Origin of the sequence: Acidiferrimicrobium sp. IK (assembly GCF_025499425.1) — a bacterium.
In the GTDB taxonomy this organism is placed as follows: domain Bacteria; phylum Actinomycetota; class Acidimicrobiia; order Acidimicrobiales; family Palsa-688; genus Acidiferrimicrobium.
The window spans coordinates 144,997-161,599 of sequence record NZ_JAIMCB010000001.1 but is presented as its reverse complement, the minus strand read 5'-3'; the positions used below and the strand labels follow the sequence as shown (position 1 = coordinate 161,599).

The window sequence follows — 16,603 nt, the reverse complement described above, 5'->3', positions numbered from 1 at the left end:
AGGCGACAATGGGCGGGTGCTCCTCCTCATCGTTTCGGTCGTCCTCGTCGGGTTCGTCGGGGCGGGGCTGGCCGGCATCACCATCACCGTCTTCCTCCACCGGGGACTCACCCACGGCGCCATCACCCTGCCGGGGCCGGTCTACTCCTTCGGGCGGTGGATGACCTGGAGTACGACGTTCATGCGGCATTGGGAGTGGCGACGGGTGCACCGCAAGCACCATCTCTACGTCGACACGTGGATCGACGACGTGCGCCACGATCCTCATTCGCCGATCGTGATCAGCCAGCGGGAGGGCATCAACGGCTTCCGCCGGGTGGCGTGGCACATGGCCGGGATCTTCCACGCCGAGGCCCGACTACCTGACGTGGTGGACGGCACCTACGAGCTGCCCACCGACCGGCCGCTCGACCGGTTGGACATGACACTGTTCAACCGTCCGGTGCTCGGCGCGGTGACCGCCGGCGTCGTGTACGCGGTGGGGCTGGCGGTGCTGGTACCTCTGATCCTCGGGCGGCATCGCAGCGCTGGCTTCGAGGCCCTCTGCCTGCTCGGCGGCGTCGTCGCTCTCGCCGTGCACATCGGCCTGGTCCTCCGGTTTGGTGGTGCGATCAACTCGGACTGCCACAAGGGCAAGGAGTCGACGCCCGGCGCCGGGTTCGCCTTGAACGTCGGGCGGCTGTCGTTTCTGATCTTCGGTGAGGGGGAGCATCTCACCCACCACCTGCACCCGCAGCTGGCCCAGATCAGCCGGCGATGGGACCTGGGCTGGCGGGTCATCCAGGTGTTGCGGGCCCTGCGCTTGACCAGCGTCGCCGCCGAGCGCAGCCAGGTCCTGGTCACCGTCTCCTGAGCGGCTTCGCCGTTCTAGCGGGTGACGGAGGTCCTCGCCGTCCACGTCATCCGGGTACCGCCGCCGGGCCGGGGCTCGAAGCTGCACCGCCCGGCCAGCAGCGCGGCCCGCTGCTGCAGGTTGTGCACTCCTGTGCCGGCGGGGGTACCGGGTCCCATTCCCCGGCCGTCGTCTTCTAGCACCACGGTCACCTCTTCGTCGTCGACCGCTATGGCGACCACCGTCGAGGAGGCCGCGGCGTGGCGGGCCACGTTGGACAGCCCTTCGCGCAGCGCCGGCACCAGGTGGGCGACCACCTCGACGTCGAGACCGTCGAGGTGCCCTTCGACCGACAGCTGCGGGACATACCCGAGGGCTCTGGCCGCCTCGGCCAGCGTCGCCAGCACGGTGTCGGTGACGCTGCCGGCCACCGGTTGCTGGCGGGCCTCGAACACGACGGTGCGCAGGTGGCGCACGACCGCATCGAGGCGGTCGACCAGCTCGTCGATCCTGGCCTTGGCGGCAGGCTCGGCGCCGACCGACTCCCGGTTGAGCTGCATGCCGACACCGAGGACGTCTTGGATGATGGTGTCGTGGAGGTCCCGGGCGATGCGCTGGCGGTCCTCGAGGAGCGCGACCCGGTGGCCGGCGGCCCGGGCGTGGCCAAGCTCGACCACGGTCGCCGCCTGGTTGGCGAGCCGCTCCAGCAGTTCGACGTCGCTCGGGCCGAAGGGTTCGCCGCCCGGCGACCGGAAGGCGGTGAGCAGCCCCCTGACCGGTTGCGGACCGGGGAAGGGGGCCACGACCCCTGGGCCGACCCCTGGGCCGACCCCTGGGCTGGCTTCGCCGGCAGCGGGGAGGGGGTCTACCGCCTTGGGCACCGCGAACGCACGGTCCTGGGCCTTCCACCCGCGCAACCGGGCCTGGTCCAACTGCCGCTCGCCGGTGACGTAGCCCGTCGCGGCCGGGCCGTGAGCCCCGGCTGCGACGAACTCGCCGGTTGTCGGGTCGTGCAGGAGGAGGCTGGCGTTGTCGGCGCCGAGCAGTTCGGCGGTGTGTTCGACGACGCGGCGGTACACGTCCGCGGGCGGGGCGTCAGACAGCACGGCCGTGGTCACCTCGGTGACCAGCTTGTTGAGCCGGTCGTTGCGATCGCGAAGCAGCTCGGCCGCCAGGCGGTCGCGCGCGTCGCGGTGCACGACGATCATCCGAGCCGACCCGTCGTTGGGGTCCACGACCAGCTGGCTCTTCTCGTCGCAGGGGATCTCCGCTCCGTCTTTGGCCCGCCCGACCACGACCGCGGTGCCGTGGTGTTCGGGTCCGTCGTCGAAGCGGGCCGCCACCCACCGGCGCCGGTCGCCCTCGCTGAGGCCGGGCACCAGGTCGAACAGGGTGAGCGACGCCAGCTCGTCGCCGACGTACCCGTAGAGCGCGGACGCGCTGGAGTTGGCGTACTCGATGCGCAGGGTGCCCGCGTCGAGTACGAACACCGCGTCCGGGTCGAGGTCCAGGACGTGCAGCAGCCGGCGACGGGCCCGGTCGGCTTGGCGCAGCTGGCTGACGTCCCTGACGCTCGCCGCGGTCATGGTCGACCCGCCGATGCGCACCGGTGCCAGGCTGATCTCCACCGGCAACGTCGAGCCGTCGGCCCGGCGCAGCTCGAGCATCGCGCCGCTGCCCATCATCCGCACCCGGGGCGTCGCCCGGTACTGCTGCTCCAGGGACCGGTGGCGGGAACGGTGCGCGTCGGGGACGAGGAGGTCCACAGGGCGCCCCAGGAGGTCGGCGCGAGCGCAGCCGGTGAGACCCTCCATCTGCCGGTTGACGTACGCCATCAAGCCGTCGGCGTCGACCACCACGATCCCGTCCGGAGCCGCCTCGATCAGCTCCCACGCGACGACATCCTCCGGCGTGGCTGTGACGTCGGTCTCGTTTGGGCTCAACCTGGACATGCGACCCGGTCCCCGTTCGGAAACATCACGGAGAATGCCTGACACAACACATCATGCCCGACGCGGGTGCTCAGGTCTTGCAGGAGGGGACGTTTGCCCCTACGCGCGCCGCCAGGGGCCCGGCGAAAATGGAGGCGTGACCGTTTCGTCCGCCCGGCAGACGCCGCCCGTGACCGCCTGCGTGGTCGAGGACCACGTGCAGCTGCGCGAGCAGATCGTCGCCCTGTTGGCGTCCGCAGGAGTGGAGGTGCTGGCGGCGGTCGGGTCGGTGGCGGAGGGCAGCAAGGCGGTGTGTCACCATCTCCCGACGGTGGCGGTCATCGACAACCAACTGCCCGACGGTCGGGGCATCGACCTGTGTCGGGCGTTGACCGCGGCCGCGCCCGGCGTGAGGCTGCTGTTGCACACCGGCGTCGTGACCGTCGACGACGAGCGCGAGGCGCGAGCGGCCGGAGCGGAGGCGGTCATCCCGAAGAGCATCCGTGGCCTCGAGCTGCTCCAGGCCATCGGGGCCTAGGGCGCTCCGACCCCCGCCAGCGCCCCGACGCCGGCAACCATGCTGACCGGGACGGCACTCGCCGACGGACTCGACAGCAGTTCCCTCGCCTTGGCGACCGACCTGACCACCGGAACTCCCGGGCCGCCGGCGGAGGCGAGCAGGGCTTCCACGGCCGCGGGGCGCACGGCCACGACCACCACCTTCACCGGGCGGCGCTCGACCAACGCCACTGCGGCCGCCAACGACCGGGAGTTGGCCCGCCCCAGGTCGCGCATCTCTGTCACGTCCAGGATCGTCGGGGGGATGGCCCGGTAGTGGCCGCCCCAGAAGCGCTGCAGCGAATCCCAACCTGACCGACCCACCAGGCATACCAGTTGGGGGTCGACCGGTGGCAGTATCACCCCGCGCGCCGACCGGGTTGGCTGTGGTGGACGACGACGACCGGGCAGTGGGCGTGGCTCACGCACTGCTCGCTGACGGATCCGAGCAGCATCCCCGCGAACGCTCCGTGGCCCCGGCTGCCGACCACAAGCAAGTCGCCGCCCTCGGCGGCCAGGAGCAGCTCCTTGCCTGGCGGGCCCTCGACAACGACCGGCACGACCTCGACCCTAGCCGTCTCCCCGACCACCCGATCGAGCGCGGCGTCGAGCACCCGCTTGGCGTTGCCCGGGTAGTCGTAGCCGCCCAGGACCGGCACCGGCCCGTAGACCGAGGCGGGCACCTGCCAGGCCACGACCGCCTTGACCCGCGCTCCGGTCAGCTCCGCCTGGCGGACCGCCCAGCGCAGAGCCTCGTCCGACGCCGCCGATCCGTCGACTCCGACGGTGATGAAGGGACCCTCCTCTGCCATGTGATGCTCCTTCCAGTGCCCCGCGTCACTCGTCGGTGGCGTTGCGGACACAGCCGCAGATAGCTGTGGAGTCTGACCGGGGAAGGGGCGGGGCAGTAGGGCCGTTCGACCCCGGACAGTCGGGACGGATGCCTCCGGATCGGAAAGGGGACGAGCAGGGAGGATCGACCCGTGCGAATTTGGACCGAGAGACCGCCATCCCCCCAAACCGTCGGTTCCACGCAGGAGGGCCACCGCCGATGAGCCCCGACTCCCTGGCGAGGTGGCAGTTCGCCTCGACCACCATCTATCACTTCATCATCGTCCCGGTCTCGATCGGTCTCGGGTTGCTGGTCGCCACCATGCAGACCCTGGCCTACCGGAGGCGGGGCACTGCCAGCGGGCACGAATGGGACCGGGCGGCCCGCTTCTGGGGCAAGCTGCTGCTCATCTCTTTCGCCATCGGCGTGGTGACCGGCATCGTGCAGGAGTTCCAGTTCGGGATGAACTGGTCGGCGTACTCCCGCTTCGTCGGTGACATCTTCGGGGCCCCGCTGGCCATGGAGGCGCTGATCGCGTTCTTCTTGGAGTCGACGTTCCTCGGGCTTTGGATTTTCGGGCGGGACCTGCTCGGACCGAAGCTTCACCTGCTGGCCATCTGGTGCGCGGCGATCGGATCCGCCATCAGCGCCTACTTCATCCTGGCCGCCAACTCGTTCATGCAGCATCCCGTCGGTTACCGGATCAACCCGGTGACGCACCGGGCGGAGCTCACCAGCATCTGGAAGGTGCTGACGAACTCGACGCAACTCGTCACCTTCCCCCACACGCTGCTGGCCGCGATCCTCACCGGTGCGGTGCTGCTCATCGGCGTGTCCGCGTGGCACCTGCGCCGCGACGGCACCGCCGCGGACGTCGTGCACACCAGGGTTTTGCATCTGGCCGTGCCGATCGCGATCGTCGCCGCCGTCGGCGTGTCGCTCGCCGGCCACGTGCAAGGGCAGATCATGACCAAGCAGCAGCCGATGAAGATGGCCGCCGCCGAGGCCCTTTGGAACACCAAGTCGAGCGCGCCGTTCTCGCTGTTCGCCTACGGCGACGTGTCGAAGGGTCGCAACAAGATCGACCTGACCGTTCCTGACGGGCTGTCGATCCTGGCCACCAACCGCCCGAGCGGGACGGTGCAGGGCATCAACCAGATCCAGGCCGAGGAGCAGGCCAAGTACGGCAACGGCAACTACGTGCCCGTGGTCGGGCTGGCGTACTGGTGCTTCCGCTTGATGATCGGGTTCGGGGCCCTGGCCGGGCTGGTCGCCGCGGGCCTCGCCGTGCAATGGCGCCGCGGCCGGCTGCTGGCGAGCCCCCGCCTCCTGCGGGCCGCGGTGTGGGCGATCAGCCTGCCGCTGCTGGCCAACACCGCCGGGTGGCTCTTCACCGAGACCGCCCGCCAGCCGTGGCTGGTCTTCGGGGTGCTTAAGACCGCGGATGGCGTCAGCCCCAACGTGTCCAACACCGTCGTCGCTTTCAGCCTGGTCGGGTTCGTGGTCCTCTACGGGGTGCTCGGTGTCATCGCCGCCCGGCTCTTCGCCAAGGCCGCCCGACAGGGGCCTGACACCGACGTGGAGACCCTCCTGCCGCCCGGCGCCCCCCTGTCATCCGACGGCGTCTTGTCACTGGCCGACTGAACCGCCCGTGTCGAGCGAACCCCCCTTGACGACCTTCGCAGAGAAAGCGTGACTGCTGTGCTTCCTGGATTCTGGTTCGGTGTGCTCGCCGTGTTGTGGGCGGGCTTCTTCCTTCTCGATGGCTTCGACTTCGGCGTCGGGATGCTGCTCCCGATCGTCGGTCGCACCGACGGCGAGCGGCGGGTCGCTCTGCGGGCGATCGGCCCGGTGTGGGACGGCAACGAGGTGTGGTTGCTGACCGCCGGCGGGGCGACGTTCGCGGCGTTCCCCGAGTGGTACGCCAGCATGTTCTCCGGGCTGTACATCCCCTTCGCCGTCGTGCTGGCCGGTCTGATCGTGCGCGGCATCGGCATCGAGTACCGGGGCAAGGTCCACACCGCGGCCGGCCGGGCGTGGTGCGACCGGGGCGTGATCGTCGGCAGCGTCCTTCCGGCGCTGCTGTTCGGCGTTGCCTTCGCCGACTTGATCCGGGGGCTGCACATGACCGCCGGGCACGTCGTCAACGGGAGCTTCTGGGACCTGGTGACACCCTTCGGGCTCCTCGGCGGGGTCGTCACGCTGCTCTTCTTCGCCTACCACGGAGCGGTGTTCCTGGCGCTTCGCACCGAGGGCCCGGTCCGGGACCGTGGGCACAAGCTGGCCACCAGGCTCGCCGCTCCTCTGGTCGCGGTGGCGGTGGTGTTCCTGGCCTGGAGCTCCTCGACCCGCTCGACCGCGGTCAGCGTCGCGGTCGCCCTCGTTCTGGCGGTAGCGGTGCTGGCGTCGGTGGTCGCCAACCAGCGGCGGATGGAGGGATGGGCGTTCGCGGCCAGCGCGGTGGCCGCGCTCGGTCTGCCCGTCTTCGTCTTTGCGTCTTTGTGGCCCGACGTGATCCCGGCCCGCAACAACTCGGCGTGGTCGCTCACCGTGCACAACGCCAGCTCCAGCCACTACACGCTGGTGGTCATGACCGTGGTGGCGCTGATCTTCACTCCGGTGGTGCTGGCCTACCAGGCGTGGACGTACTGGGTGTTCCGGGCCCGGGTCACCGACGCCACGGTGGCTCTGCCCTCGAAGCTGCGCCCGACGGTCAGCGCGGCGGCCGCTTACCGCCCGACCGGCGCCGGCAGCCCGCAAGGCGCGGCCGGGCGGCAAGGTTCCCACCAGCCAGAAGATGTCGGCCAGCCAGAAGATGCCGGCAGCCCGGAAGGCGCCGGCAGCCCGGAAGATGCCGGCAGCCCGGAAGGCGCCAGCGGCCAGCCAGCCCCCGACCCCGACACCGCCAGCCAAGGTGACTGAACCGGGAGGGAGCGCGGCCTCCAACCGAGCCCCGATCGATCCTCGCCTGCTTCGGGCTGTCCCCTCGCTGCGGGCGTCGCTGGCCGGACTGGCCGCCGCTGCGGCGCTCGGCGCGGCCGCCATCGTCGCCCAGGCGATCTGCCTGGCCCAGATCGTGACCGGGGTTTTCATCCACCACCACCTCGTCGGCCAGGAAGCCGCCTGGCTGGCCGGCCTGGCCGCGGCCATGGGCGTCAAGGCCCTCTCGGCGGGCGCCACCGAGCTGGTCGCCCAGCACCTGTCGGCGAAGCTGCGCGCCGCGCTCCGGGCCAAGCTGCTCGACGGCGTGGTCCGCCTCGGCGCCCGGTGGCTGGGCGGCACCGACCGGGGGCGGGTCGTGAGCATCGCCGGCACCGGGATCGAGGGTCTGGACGGGTACGCCACCAGGGCCCTCCCGGCGCTGATCGCAGCGGGTGTCGTGCCGCCGGTCGCGCTGGCGGCCATCGGCGCCTACGACTGGCCGTCGCTGCTCATCCTCTGCGTGACCCTCCCGCTGGTCCCGGTGTTCCTGGCCTTGATCGGCATGACCACCAAACGCCACATGGACCGCCAGTGGCGGACGCTGGCGAAGCTCTCAGGGCAGTTCCTGGACCTGGTGGAGGGCCTGACCACCCTCAAGGTCTACGGCCGGTCCCGGGCGCAGATCCGGGCGGTGGAGGACGGGGCCGACCGCTACCGGCGCGAGACCCTGTCCACGCTGAGGGTGGCCTTCCTCTCCGGCTTGGTGCTGGACCTGCTGGCCACGCTGTCGGTGGCGCTGGTCGCAGTAGCGGTGGGGTTGCGCCTGGACCACGGCAGCCTGTCGCTGCAGTCGGCGCTGGTCGTGCTGCTGCTCGCCCCCGAGGTGTTCTCCCCCCTGCGGGCCGTCGGCGCCCAGCACCACGCCACCGAGGACGCCCGGGTGGTGATCTCCTCTGCGCTCACGATCATCGAGGACGCCCAACGAGGCGTTCCCGCTGACCGTCCGACCCCCGACCCGCGGCCCGCGAGGCACCCGGAGGCGTCCGCCGGCGGCCAGGCACTGGAGGTGCCGGGCGGCGCCGTCCGCTTCGAGCGGGTGAGCTACTCCTATCCCGGTCGGGTGGTGCCCGTCCTCGACCACATCGACCTCCAGCTCGGTGCCCCGGGACTGACCGTGTTGTCGGGACCGAGCGGCGCCGGCAAGTCGACGCTCCTGGCGCTGCTGCTCGGCCAGATCGCGCCGAGCGCCGGCACGATCAGCACCGCCGGCGGCCCGCTTCGCCCGACGCCGTCTTGGTACGCCAGCCTGGCGTGGGTGCCGCAGCGGCCCCGCCCCACTCAAGACACCGTCGCCGACGAGGTCCGTCTCGGCGACCCCGACCTGACCGCCACCGACCTGGCGGACATCCTGGCCGAGTGCGCCGCTCCCGGCCCGGCCACCGTGCTCGGCGAGGACGGCACCGCCATCTCCGCCGGCCAGCGCCGGCGGGTCGTGCTAGCCCGGGCCCTGGCCCGGTGCCGGCGGGTTGCCCGCTCCGGCGCCCTGCCGCTGGTCTTGCTCGACGAGCCGAGCGAGGACCTCGATCCCGTCACCCGCGACGTCGTCCACGCCATCGTCGACGGGATGGCCCGGATCGCCTCGGTGATCGTCGCCACCCACGACCCGCTGCTTCTCGCCGCCGCGACCCGCGTCGTGCACGTCGGCGGCGGCCGGGCCGAGCTCGACGAGCGCCCGCAGGCCCCGGCGACCTGTCGCGTCCGGCGGCCGGCGCCCGCCGCGGAGGCCATGGTGCACACCAGCTTCCATCGCCACGACACCCGCCGGCCGGCGCAGGCGCTGCGCCTGTGGGCGGCGACTAGGGAAGCGCCCGGCGCCCTGCGGGCCCTGGTCATCGCCTGCGCGCTCGGTGCCCTGGCCGGCATCAGCGGCCTGGCCCTGACCGCGACGTCGGTGTGGTTGATCTGCCGGGCCGCACAGCACCCCAACGTGCAGGCGCTCGCCGTCGCGGTGGTCGGGGTGCGCACCTTCGCCCTGTCGAAAGCGGTGCTCCGCTACGGCGAGCGGCTCACCGCCCACGACGGGGCTCTGCGCCTCCTGGCCCGGGTCAGGGCCCAAGTGTTCGCGGCGTTGGAGCCGCTAGCCCCTTCGGGGTTGGGCCGGTACCGGCGCGGCGACCTGCTCCGACGGTTCACCAGCGACGTCGACGCAGCCCAAGAGGCGCTCATCCGGGCCGTCGTCCCCCTCGCCGGGGCCGCGGCCAGCGCGCTGGCCGCTATCGCCCTGGCCGCGCTCATCGATCCGCTGTCCGGTTTCATCCTGGCCGCCGGGGTCGGGCTCGCGGCGGTCGTCGTGCCCGGCGCCACCCGCCGGGCCGGCGCCGCGGCCGAACCCGCCGCGGTCGCCGGCGGCCGGAGGGAGGCGCTGGTGAACGGGCTGCTCGACGGGCTGGAGGAGCTGACCGTCTACGACGGGACCCGCCGGCGCCTGGCCCAGATCCGCCACTCCGAGGACCTGGCACGCGCCGCCACCCGCCCCGCCGGCCGGGCCGGCGCGATCGGGGCCGCGGCGGCCGGCATGCTGGCCGCGGTGACGGTCCCCGCCCTCGTGGCCGCCGGCGCGGCCGGGGCGACGCCGATGCTGCTCGGGGTGCTCGGCGCCTCCGCGCTGGTCGCGTTCGACAGCGTCAGCACCCTCCCGGCTGCCTTCGCGGCGCTGGGACGGTGCCGGGCTGCGCTGGGCCGGGTCAACGAGGTGATCTCCGCGGACGTCCCGGTCCCCGACCCCGCCGTCGGGGCGACCCCGCCGGCAGTTGTGAGCGGGCTGGCCCTACGCGACGCCACCCTCGCCCCCGCCCCCGGCGCCCCGCCGGTCCTGGCCGGCGCGTCCATGCAGATCCGCACCGGTCAGCGCGTCGCGCTGCTCGGACCGAGCGGGTCGGGCAAGAGCAGCGCCCTCACCGCGGTCCTGCGGCTGCTGCCCCTCACCGAAGGCGAACTCACCATCAGCGGCGACGGCCGGGAGGTGGCACTCGCCGACCTGCGGGCGAGCGACGTGCCGCCGCTCGTCGCCGGCTCCCTTCAAGGCGACCACGTCTTCGCCACGACCCTTCGCGACAACCTCCGCCTGGTGGCCCCCGCGGCTACCGACGGGGACCTAGACGCGGTAGCCGAGCGGGTCGGGCTCGGCGGTTGGATCCGGGCGCTACCCGAGTCGTGGTCCACCCAGGCCGGCGCCGACGGCTGCAACCTCTCGGGCGGGCAGCGCCAGCGGCTCCTGGTGGCCCGAGCTCTGCTCGCCGACCCTCAGGTCCTGGTCCTCGACGAGCCCACCGCTCACCTCGACGCGGCGGCCGAAGCGCTGGTGATGGCCGATGTGGTGGCGGCCACGCAGGGGCGCACGCTGCTGCTTTCGACCCATCACGCGGAGCTGCTCGGCGATTTCGACCAGCGGCTCCACCTCGACCGGTTGGGCCTGCACCCCGACCGGCGCCGTCCCGCCCCCACCCCGGCGGCAGCACTCCGCTGACCCCGACCCCGGCGGCAGCACTCCGCTGACCCCGACCCCGGCGGCAGCGCTCCGCTGACCCCGACCCCGGCGGCAGCGCTCCGCTGACCGCTGGCGACTGACCGCGGCCGCTACAGGTAGCCGATGTCGGAGTCGGGCCACACGACCTGGGCCCGCTCCAGGCGGCGGCCGGTGACGTGCGCCGGGATGATGCGCACCAACTCGTCGCGGTCACCGCCGGCCCACGGTTCGACGCCGAGGGCGTGGGCCCGCTCGGTCGCGGCGTCGCCCTCCCTGCTACTCACGCTCTCCGCCATGCCCTGCACGAGGACGCTCCAACCTGTGCGGGTGACCGGGTCGACGTGGTCGACGTGGAAGCCGACGTTGTGGTGGTGGGCCGCCGACAGCTTCGTGCCGGCGTGGGTCCGGAAGACCACGACGAAGTCGTCGAGGCGGTAGTTGACCGTGAAGACCTGCGGGTAGTAGCCGATCATGACCGCGAGATGCCCGACATCCTTGGTGGCGAGCAGGCGCAAGCATTCCTCGTAGGAGAGGGTCTCGAGCCGCTCGTCGGTGTCGGACGTGACGTGGCTGCCATCGCTGCTCATGATCATCTCCCTCACCGCCTGAGGTACCTGCCGGCGGTTCTCGTGCCGTGTCTACCTCCCCTCCCCCGGCCGTCCCCACGGCCGGAGTACCCCGCCGTTAGGGCCGGAGGACCCCGCCGCTGGGCGGGGTCCTCCGGGGCGCCGCTCAGGCTCAGCCAGGCCACACCCAGTCGCGGATCTCCGGGGGGTCCTCGCCGTGCTCAAGGGTGTAGTTCCAGGTCCTGATCAGCCGGTCCTGCATTTCCTGGCGGACAGCGGCGGCCCGGTGGCCGAGGCCCGGCACCCGGTCGATGACATCGATGACCAGGTGGTATCGGTCGATGTCGTTCATCATCGTCATGTCGAAGGGGGTGGTGGTCGTGCCCTCCTCCTTGAACCCCCGCACGTGCAGGTTGGCGTGGTTGTGGCGGCGATAGGTCAGGCGGTGGATCAGCCACGGGTACCCGTGGTACGCGAAGATCACCGGCTTGTCGACGGTGAAGAGCGCGTCGAACTCCGCGTCGGGCACCCCGTGGGGGTGCTCGGACTGGGGTTGGAGGGTCATCAGGTCCACGACGTTGACCACCCGGACCTTCAGATGCGGCAGGTGCTCGCGCAGCAGCGCGGCGGCGCCGAGGACCTCCAGGGTCGGGACGTCACCGGCGCAGCCGAGGACCACGTCGGGATCGCTGTCGTCGTCGGTGCCGGCCCAGCCCCACATCCCGAGCCCCTTGGTGCAGTGCACCACCGCCTCGTCCATGGTCAGGAACTGCAGGCCCGGCTGCTTTCCGGCCACGACCACGTTGACATAGTTGCGGCTGCGCAGGCAGTGATCGGCGACGGAGAGCAGGCAGTTGGCGTCCGGCGGCAGATAGATGCGGATCACGTCGGACTTCTTGTTGACGACGTGGTCGATGAAACCGGGATCTTGGTGCGACGAGCCGTTGTGATCCTGGCGCCACACGTGCGAGGTGAGCAGGTAGTTGAGGGACGCGACGTCCTGACGCCACGGGATGCGGTTGCAGCTCTTCAGCCACTTGGCGTGCTGGTTGAACATCGAGTCGACGATGTGGATGAACGCCTCGTAGCAGGAGAACAGGCCGTGCCGGCCGGTCAGCAGGTAACCCTCGAGCATCCCCTGGCAGAGGTGTTCGGAGAGCACCTCTGTCACCCGCCCTTCCGGGCTCAGCTGCTCGTCGTCGCCGGGCCGGGTGACGCCCATCCACGTCCGGCCGGTCGCCTCCAGCACTGCGTCGAGGCGGTTCGACGCGGTCTCGTCGGGCCCGAACACCCGGAAGTTGGCCGCGGTGGCGTTGGCCTCCATGACATCCCGGAGGTACCGACCGAGGACCCGGGTGGCCTCACCGATGGTGGTGCCGGGCTCGGGGACCTCCAGCGCGTAGTCACGGAAGTCGGGCAGGTGCAGGTCGTGGAGGAGCAGACCGCCGTTGGCGTGCGGGTTGGCGCCCATCCGCCGGTCGCCTTTCGGGGCCAGGGCTGCGACGTCGGGGCGGAGCCGGCCGTCGCCGTCGAAGAGCTCCTCGGGGCGGTAGCTCCGCATCCACTCCTCCAGCTGGCGCAGGTGCTTCGGGTTGGTGCGGATGTCCGCCAGCGGCACCTGGTGCGACCGCCAGGATCCTTCGGCGGGGTGCCCGTCGACGGTCTTCGGCCCGGTCCAGCCCTTCGGGGTGCGCAGGATGATCATCGGCCACGCCGGGCGGGGCATCGCGCCGCTCTCCCGGGCCTCGTCTTGGATGTTGCGGATCCGGTCGGTGACCGCGTCGAGGGTCGCGGCCATCAGCTGGTGCACCTCGGCCGGGTCGTCACCGGCGACGAGGTGAGGGTCCCAGCCGTAGCCTCTGAACAGCTGCAGCAGCTCCGCTTCTGGGATCCGGGCCAGGATCGTGGGGTTGGCGATCTTGTAGCCGTTCAGGTGCAAGATCGGGAGCACCGCGCCGTCCTGGGCCGGGTTGAGGAACTTGTTGCAGTGCCAGCTGGCGGCGAGGGGCCCGGTCTCGGCCTCCCCGTCGCCGACGACCGCGGCGACGATCAGGTCGGGGTTGTCGAACGCGGCGCCGAAAGCGTGGGCCAGGGCGTAGCCGAGTTCGCCGCCCTCGTGGATCGAGCCCGGCGTCTCCGGCGCGGCGTGGCTGGGGATGCCCCCGGGGAACGAGAACTGCCGGAACAGGCGGCGCATGCCGGCCTGGTCGACGGTGATGTCGGAGTAGTGCTCCGTGTAGGAGCCCTCCAGGTAGGAGTTGGCGACCATCCCCGGTCCGCCGTGCCCGGGGCCGCACACGTAGATGACGTTGAGATCCTTGGACTGGATGACCCGGTTGAGGTGGGCGTAGATCAAGTTGAGCCCGGGCGTGGTGCCCCAGTGGCCGAGCAGGCGGGGCTTGACGTGCTCAGCGCGCAGCGGCTCGGCGAGCAGCGGGTTGTCCAGCAGGTAGATCTGGCCGACAGACAGGTAGTTGGCGGCGCGCCAGTACGCGTCGAGCCGCCACAACTCGTCGTCGGACAGGGGCCCTCCGGGGGGCGCGGGCGTGTCCATGGCGCCACCCTCACAGGCGCCCCGTCCGCCGGTTAGGGCCAAAGGTCACAATTCCTCGGCCCCTCCCGGTCTGGGCCTCCCTTCCTCCTCCCGTTTGGGGCACGATGGACCCATGCCTGTGCGCATCTTCCTCCTTGACGACCACGAGCTGGTGCGCCGCGGGATCCGGGACCTGCTTTGGGGCGAGGACGACCTGGCCGTCGTCGGCGAGGCGTCCACCGCCGAGGAGGCGCTCGAGCGCATCCCTGCCACCCGCCCCGACGTGGCCGTGCTCGACGTCCGCCTCGGCGAGGGGGACAGCACCGGGGGGATCGAGGCGTGCCGGGAGATCCGCTCCGCCCACCCGGAGGTCGCCTGCGTGATGCTGACCAGCTTCGCCGACGACGAGGCCCTCTTCGCGTCGATCATGGCCGGAGCGGCCGGCTACATCCTAAAGCAGGTCCACGGCAACGAGCTGGTGACCGCCATCCGCCGGGTGGCCGAAGGCGAAAGCCTCCTCGACCCGGCCGTCACCGCCCGGGTGCTCGAACGGCTCCGCCATCCCCAGCCCGACGCTGACCCCCTCGCCGGGCTCAGCGCGCAGGAGCGGCGGATCTTGGCGCTGATCAGCGACGGCAAGACCAACCGGCAGATCGCGGCGGAGATGTACCTGGCGGAGAAGACCGTCAAAAACTACGTGTCTCGCCTGCTCTCCAAGCTGGGGATGGAGCGCCGCAGCGAGGCTGCCGCCTTCGCGGCCCGCCTCGACGCGCGGCGCAACCCGGCTTGAGCGACCCCGCCGAGGGGGTGCGCGACCCCGAACGCCTCCGCGACCTGCTCGCCGCGGTGCTGGCCATCAACTCGGACCTGACGCTGCGCGGGGTGCTGCACGCCATCGTGGCGGGGGCGGTGCGCGTCGTCGGCTGCAAGTACGGGGCGCTCGGCGTGCTGTCCCACGACGGCCTGCGGCTGGCGGAGTTCGTGCACGTCGGCATCAGCGACGAGGAGGCGGCCAGGATGGAGCACCCGCCGAGAGGGCTCGGCATCCTCGGTCTGCTCATCGACGACCCGAAGCCACTGCGCATCGACGACCTCGGGCGCCATCCGGCGAGTTCCGGCTTCCCTCCGGGTCACCCGCCGATGCGGTCGTTCCTCGGCGTCCCGATCCGGGTGCGCGACCGGGTCTTCGGCAACCTGTACCTGACCGAGAAGACCGGGGGCCCGTTCACCGCCGACGACGAGGACCTGGTGGAGGCCCTCGCCGGCGGGGCGGCCATCGCCATCGAGAACGCCCGCCTGCACGCCAGAGTCAGGGACCTGACCCTGCTCGAGGACCGGGACCGCATCGCCGCGGACCTTCACGACACGGTGATCCAGCGGATCTTCGCCACCGGCCTGGCGCTGGAAGGGACCGTCAAGGTGGTGTCCCCCCCGGCCGCCGCCGAACGCATCCGCCTGGCTATCGCCGACCTCGACGAGACGATCCGCCAGATCCGGACCACGATCTTCGCCCTCGAGGCCCCCCGCGTGGCGGGGCGCACCGCGCGAGGCGAGATCCTCTCCCTGATCGCCGAGGCCGGCGCCAACCTCCGCTTCGAGCCTCATCTCCACCTGGCCGGCCCGATAGAGCTGCTCGACAGCGGTCATGCGCCGCCCGTCGCGGCCAACTACCTGCTGGGGACGCTGCGCGAGGCGCTGACCAACGTGGTCCGCCACGCCGAGGCCAGCCGGGTCGACGTCTACGTGGCGGTGGCGGACGACCACCTGCGGGCCAGGGTGGTGGACGACGGTGTCGGGGCCGCCGGCGCCCGGCCCGGTCCCGGCCGGGGCCTGGCCATCATGGCCGAGCGGGCCGAGGAGCTGGGCGGGCGCCTGGAGCTGGAGCCCGGGCCTCGAGGCGTCGGCACCTCGCTGCTCTGGGAGGTCCCCCTCACCCAGTGACCGGTCGTCCGCCGTCGGGGACGACCAGCAGCCCGGCGTCGCCGTCGAGGACCGACCGCCCGTCCCACAGCGGGCCGATCGAGGCCTGACGCCCGGTGCGCTCGACGAAGTCGCACGCGGCGCGGCGCGCCGCGGGCGGTCCGTAGTCCCCAAGGTCGGCTAGGACGTCGCTGCGCTCGACGGTGCGCAGGCTGCGCTGTGCGATCTCGGGGAAGTCCGGGTCGACGGTGAGGAACACCAGACGGTCGGCGTGGATCTGCTCCGCCAGCACCGCGGCAGCCGCCTCCTGAGACGAGAGTGCGGGCACCGCCCGCAGGCTGCCGTCGAAGTCGGCGACGACCGGTATCCCACCCGCGGCGCACACCACCACAACCCCGGCGTCGAGAAGCAGTTCGATTGTCCCAGCCTCGACCACCGCCAGAGGCGTCGGGGTCGCGACGCTACGCCGCCACCCACCTTCCGACCGCTCCATCAGCCACCCGCTGGCAGCCAGCTCCTGGGCGGCGGCCTCGTCGCACACCGGCCCGATCTCGGTGCCCGGCCTGCGGAACGCCTCGTCGAGGGGATCGACACGCACCTGCGTGAGGATGGCCGCTACCTGCCCTCCGAGCTCGTTGTGCAGCTCCCGGGCCAACAGGTAGCCGGCCTCGGCCTGCTGGTCGGCGGCGATGACGTCGAGGCGGGGCAGGTCGGATGCGGGGCGGCGACCGACCCGCCACTGCAGGTCGGTCAGCAGCCGGATATAGGGGTCGCCGTCATATGTCACCACCAGCTGGTGGTGACCGGCCAGGCCGGCCAGGCACTTGGCGACGTCGAGGACGTGGCGGCGCTCCAAGCTCGTCCCGCCCGGAGACGGGTCGCTGACGCTGATGACCGCTCTCATGCTTCGACCTCATCACGCGGAGGGGCGGAGCGCTAGAGCCTTCGGTCACCGCGTAGCGACCGTCGCCGCCCGACGCGGG

13 protein-coding genes are annotated in these 16,603 nt (G+C 71.9%); 7 read left to right on the top strand and 6 right to left on the bottom strand.

The genetic code is table 11. The features are described 5' to 3' along the window. Nucleotides 1-16: 16 nt before the first annotated feature. Nucleotides 17-853: a fatty acid desaturase gene (locus tag K6U06_RS00750; protein ID WP_262319970.1), complete on the top strand. Its 837-nt coding sequence runs from the start codon at nt 17-19 to the stop codon at nt 851-853. 14 nt (nt 854-867) lie between these two features. Here the strand turns inward: K6U06_RS00750 and K6U06_RS00745 are convergent, their stop codons facing one another. Beyond that, on the bottom strand, nt 868-2,775 hold the full coding sequence (locus K6U06_RS00745) for a PAS domain S-box protein (RefSeq protein WP_262319969.1): 1,908 nt from the start codon (nt 2,773-2,775) through the stop codon (nt 868-870). Between the two features lie 145 nt (nt 2,776-2,920). Here K6U06_RS00745 and K6U06_RS00740 point away from each other — a divergent pair, with 145 nt between their 5' ends. Then, nucleotides 2,921-3,301, top strand: a complete 381-nt coding sequence (locus tag K6U06_RS00740) for a response regulator (RefSeq protein WP_262319968.1) — start codon at nt 2,921-2,923, stop codon at nt 3,299-3,301. Here the strand turns inward: K6U06_RS00740 and K6U06_RS00735 are convergent. Beyond that, a complete protein-coding gene (locus tag K6U06_RS00735; RefSeq protein WP_262319967.1) occupies nt 3,298-3,645 on the bottom strand; it encodes a hypothetical protein in 348 nt (115 codons plus the stop codon). The two genes, K6U06_RS00740 and K6U06_RS00735, sit on opposite strands and share 4 nt — an antisense overlap. A 35-nt stretch (nt 3,646-3,680) precedes the next feature. Then, complete coding sequence (locus K6U06_RS00730) at nt 3,681-4,133, bottom strand: universal stress protein (protein ID WP_262319966.1); 453 nt, start codon at nt 4,131-4,133, stop codon at nt 3,681-3,683. Nucleotides 4,134-4,372: 239 nt separating this feature from the next. Here K6U06_RS00730 and K6U06_RS00725 point away from each other — a divergent pair, with 239 nt between their 5' ends. Genes K6U06_RS00725 through cydD form a run of 3 tightly spaced genes read left to right on the top strand, consistent with a single transcriptional unit; the run spans nt 4,373 to nt 10,601 of the window. Continuing rightward, the gene (locus tag K6U06_RS00725; protein WP_262319965.1) at nt 4,373-5,797 is read left to right on the top strand and encodes a cytochrome ubiquinol oxidase subunit I; all 1,425 of its coding nucleotides are present in this window, start codon (nt 4,373-4,375) and stop codon (nt 5,795-5,797) included. Between the two features lie 48 nt (nt 5,798-5,845). After that, complete coding sequence (gene cydB, locus K6U06_RS00720; RefSeq protein ID WP_262319964.1) at nt 5,846-7,075, top strand: cytochrome d ubiquinol oxidase subunit II; 1,230 nt, start codon at nt 5,846-5,848, stop codon at nt 7,073-7,075. After that, nucleotides 7,068-10,601, top strand: a complete 3,534-nt coding sequence (gene cydD / locus K6U06_RS00715; RefSeq protein ID WP_262319963.1) for a thiol reductant ABC exporter subunit CydD — start codon at nt 7,068-7,070, stop codon at nt 10,599-10,601. The genes cydB and cydD overlap by 8 nt, the downstream gene beginning before the upstream one ends. Before the next feature lie 110 nt (nt 10,602-10,711). On the opposite strand, the gene K6U06_RS00710 is transcribed toward cydD, so the two are convergent. Together K6U06_RS00710 and K6U06_RS00705 are read right to left on the bottom strand one after the other, a co-directional pair. After that, entirely contained in the window at nt 10,712-11,188 is a 477-nt protein-coding gene (locus tag K6U06_RS00710) for a pyridoxamine 5'-phosphate oxidase family protein (protein WP_262319962.1), read from the bottom strand. A 151-nt stretch (nt 11,189-11,339) separates the two neighbouring features. Then, nucleotides 11,340-13,721, bottom strand: a complete 2,382-nt coding sequence (locus K6U06_RS00705; RefSeq protein ID WP_262319961.1) for a phosphoketolase — start codon at nt 13,719-13,721, stop codon at nt 11,340-11,342. A gap of 112 nt (nt 13,722-13,833) precedes the next feature. Between K6U06_RS00705 and K6U06_RS00700 the strand changes: the two genes are divergently transcribed. Both K6U06_RS00700 and K6U06_RS00695 read left to right on the top strand, forming a co-directional pair. Next, entirely contained in the window at nt 13,834-14,490 is a 657-nt protein-coding gene (locus K6U06_RS00700) for a response regulator (protein WP_262319960.1), read from the top strand. Next, nucleotides 14,487-15,641, top strand: a complete 1,155-nt coding sequence (locus K6U06_RS00695; protein ID WP_262319959.1) for a GAF domain-containing protein — start codon at nt 14,487-14,489, stop codon at nt 15,639-15,641. Before K6U06_RS00700 ends, K6U06_RS00695 begins: the two co-directional genes overlap by 4 nt. Here K6U06_RS00695 and K6U06_RS00690 read toward each other — a convergent pair. Further along, nucleotides 15,631-16,524, bottom strand: a complete 894-nt coding sequence (locus K6U06_RS00690; RefSeq protein ID WP_262319958.1) for a hypothetical protein — start codon at nt 16,522-16,524, stop codon at nt 15,631-15,633. The genes K6U06_RS00695 and K6U06_RS00690 overlap by 11 nt on opposite strands. Between the last annotated feature and the right edge of the window lie 79 nt (nt 16,525-16,603).

What these genes read in the sequence shown, in the direction of transcription:
- K6U06_RS00730 (WP_262319966.1), bottom strand. Translation starts at nt 4,133, where the DNA reads ATGGCAGAGGAGGGTCCCTTCATCACCGTCGGAGTCGACGGATCGGCG.
- K6U06_RS00725 (WP_262319965.1), top strand. Translation starts at nt 4,373, where the DNA reads ATGAGCCCCGACTCCCTGGCGAGGTGGCAGTTCGCCTCGACCACCATC.
- K6U06_RS00710 (WP_262319962.1), bottom strand. Translation starts at nt 11,188, where the DNA reads ATGAGCAGCGATGGCAGCCACGTCACGTCCGACACCGACGAGCGGCTC.
- K6U06_RS00705 (WP_262319961.1), bottom strand. Translation starts at nt 13,721, where the DNA reads ATGGACACGCCCGCGCCCCCCGGAGGGCCCCTGTCCGACGACGAGTTG.
- K6U06_RS00700 (WP_262319960.1), top strand. Translation starts at nt 13,834, where the DNA reads ATGCCTGTGCGCATCTTCCTCCTTGACGACCACGAGCTGGTGCGCCGC.
- K6U06_RS00690 (WP_262319958.1), bottom strand. Translation starts at nt 16,524, where the DNA reads ATGAGAGCGGTCATCAGCGTCAGCGACCCGTCTCCGGGCGGGACGAGC.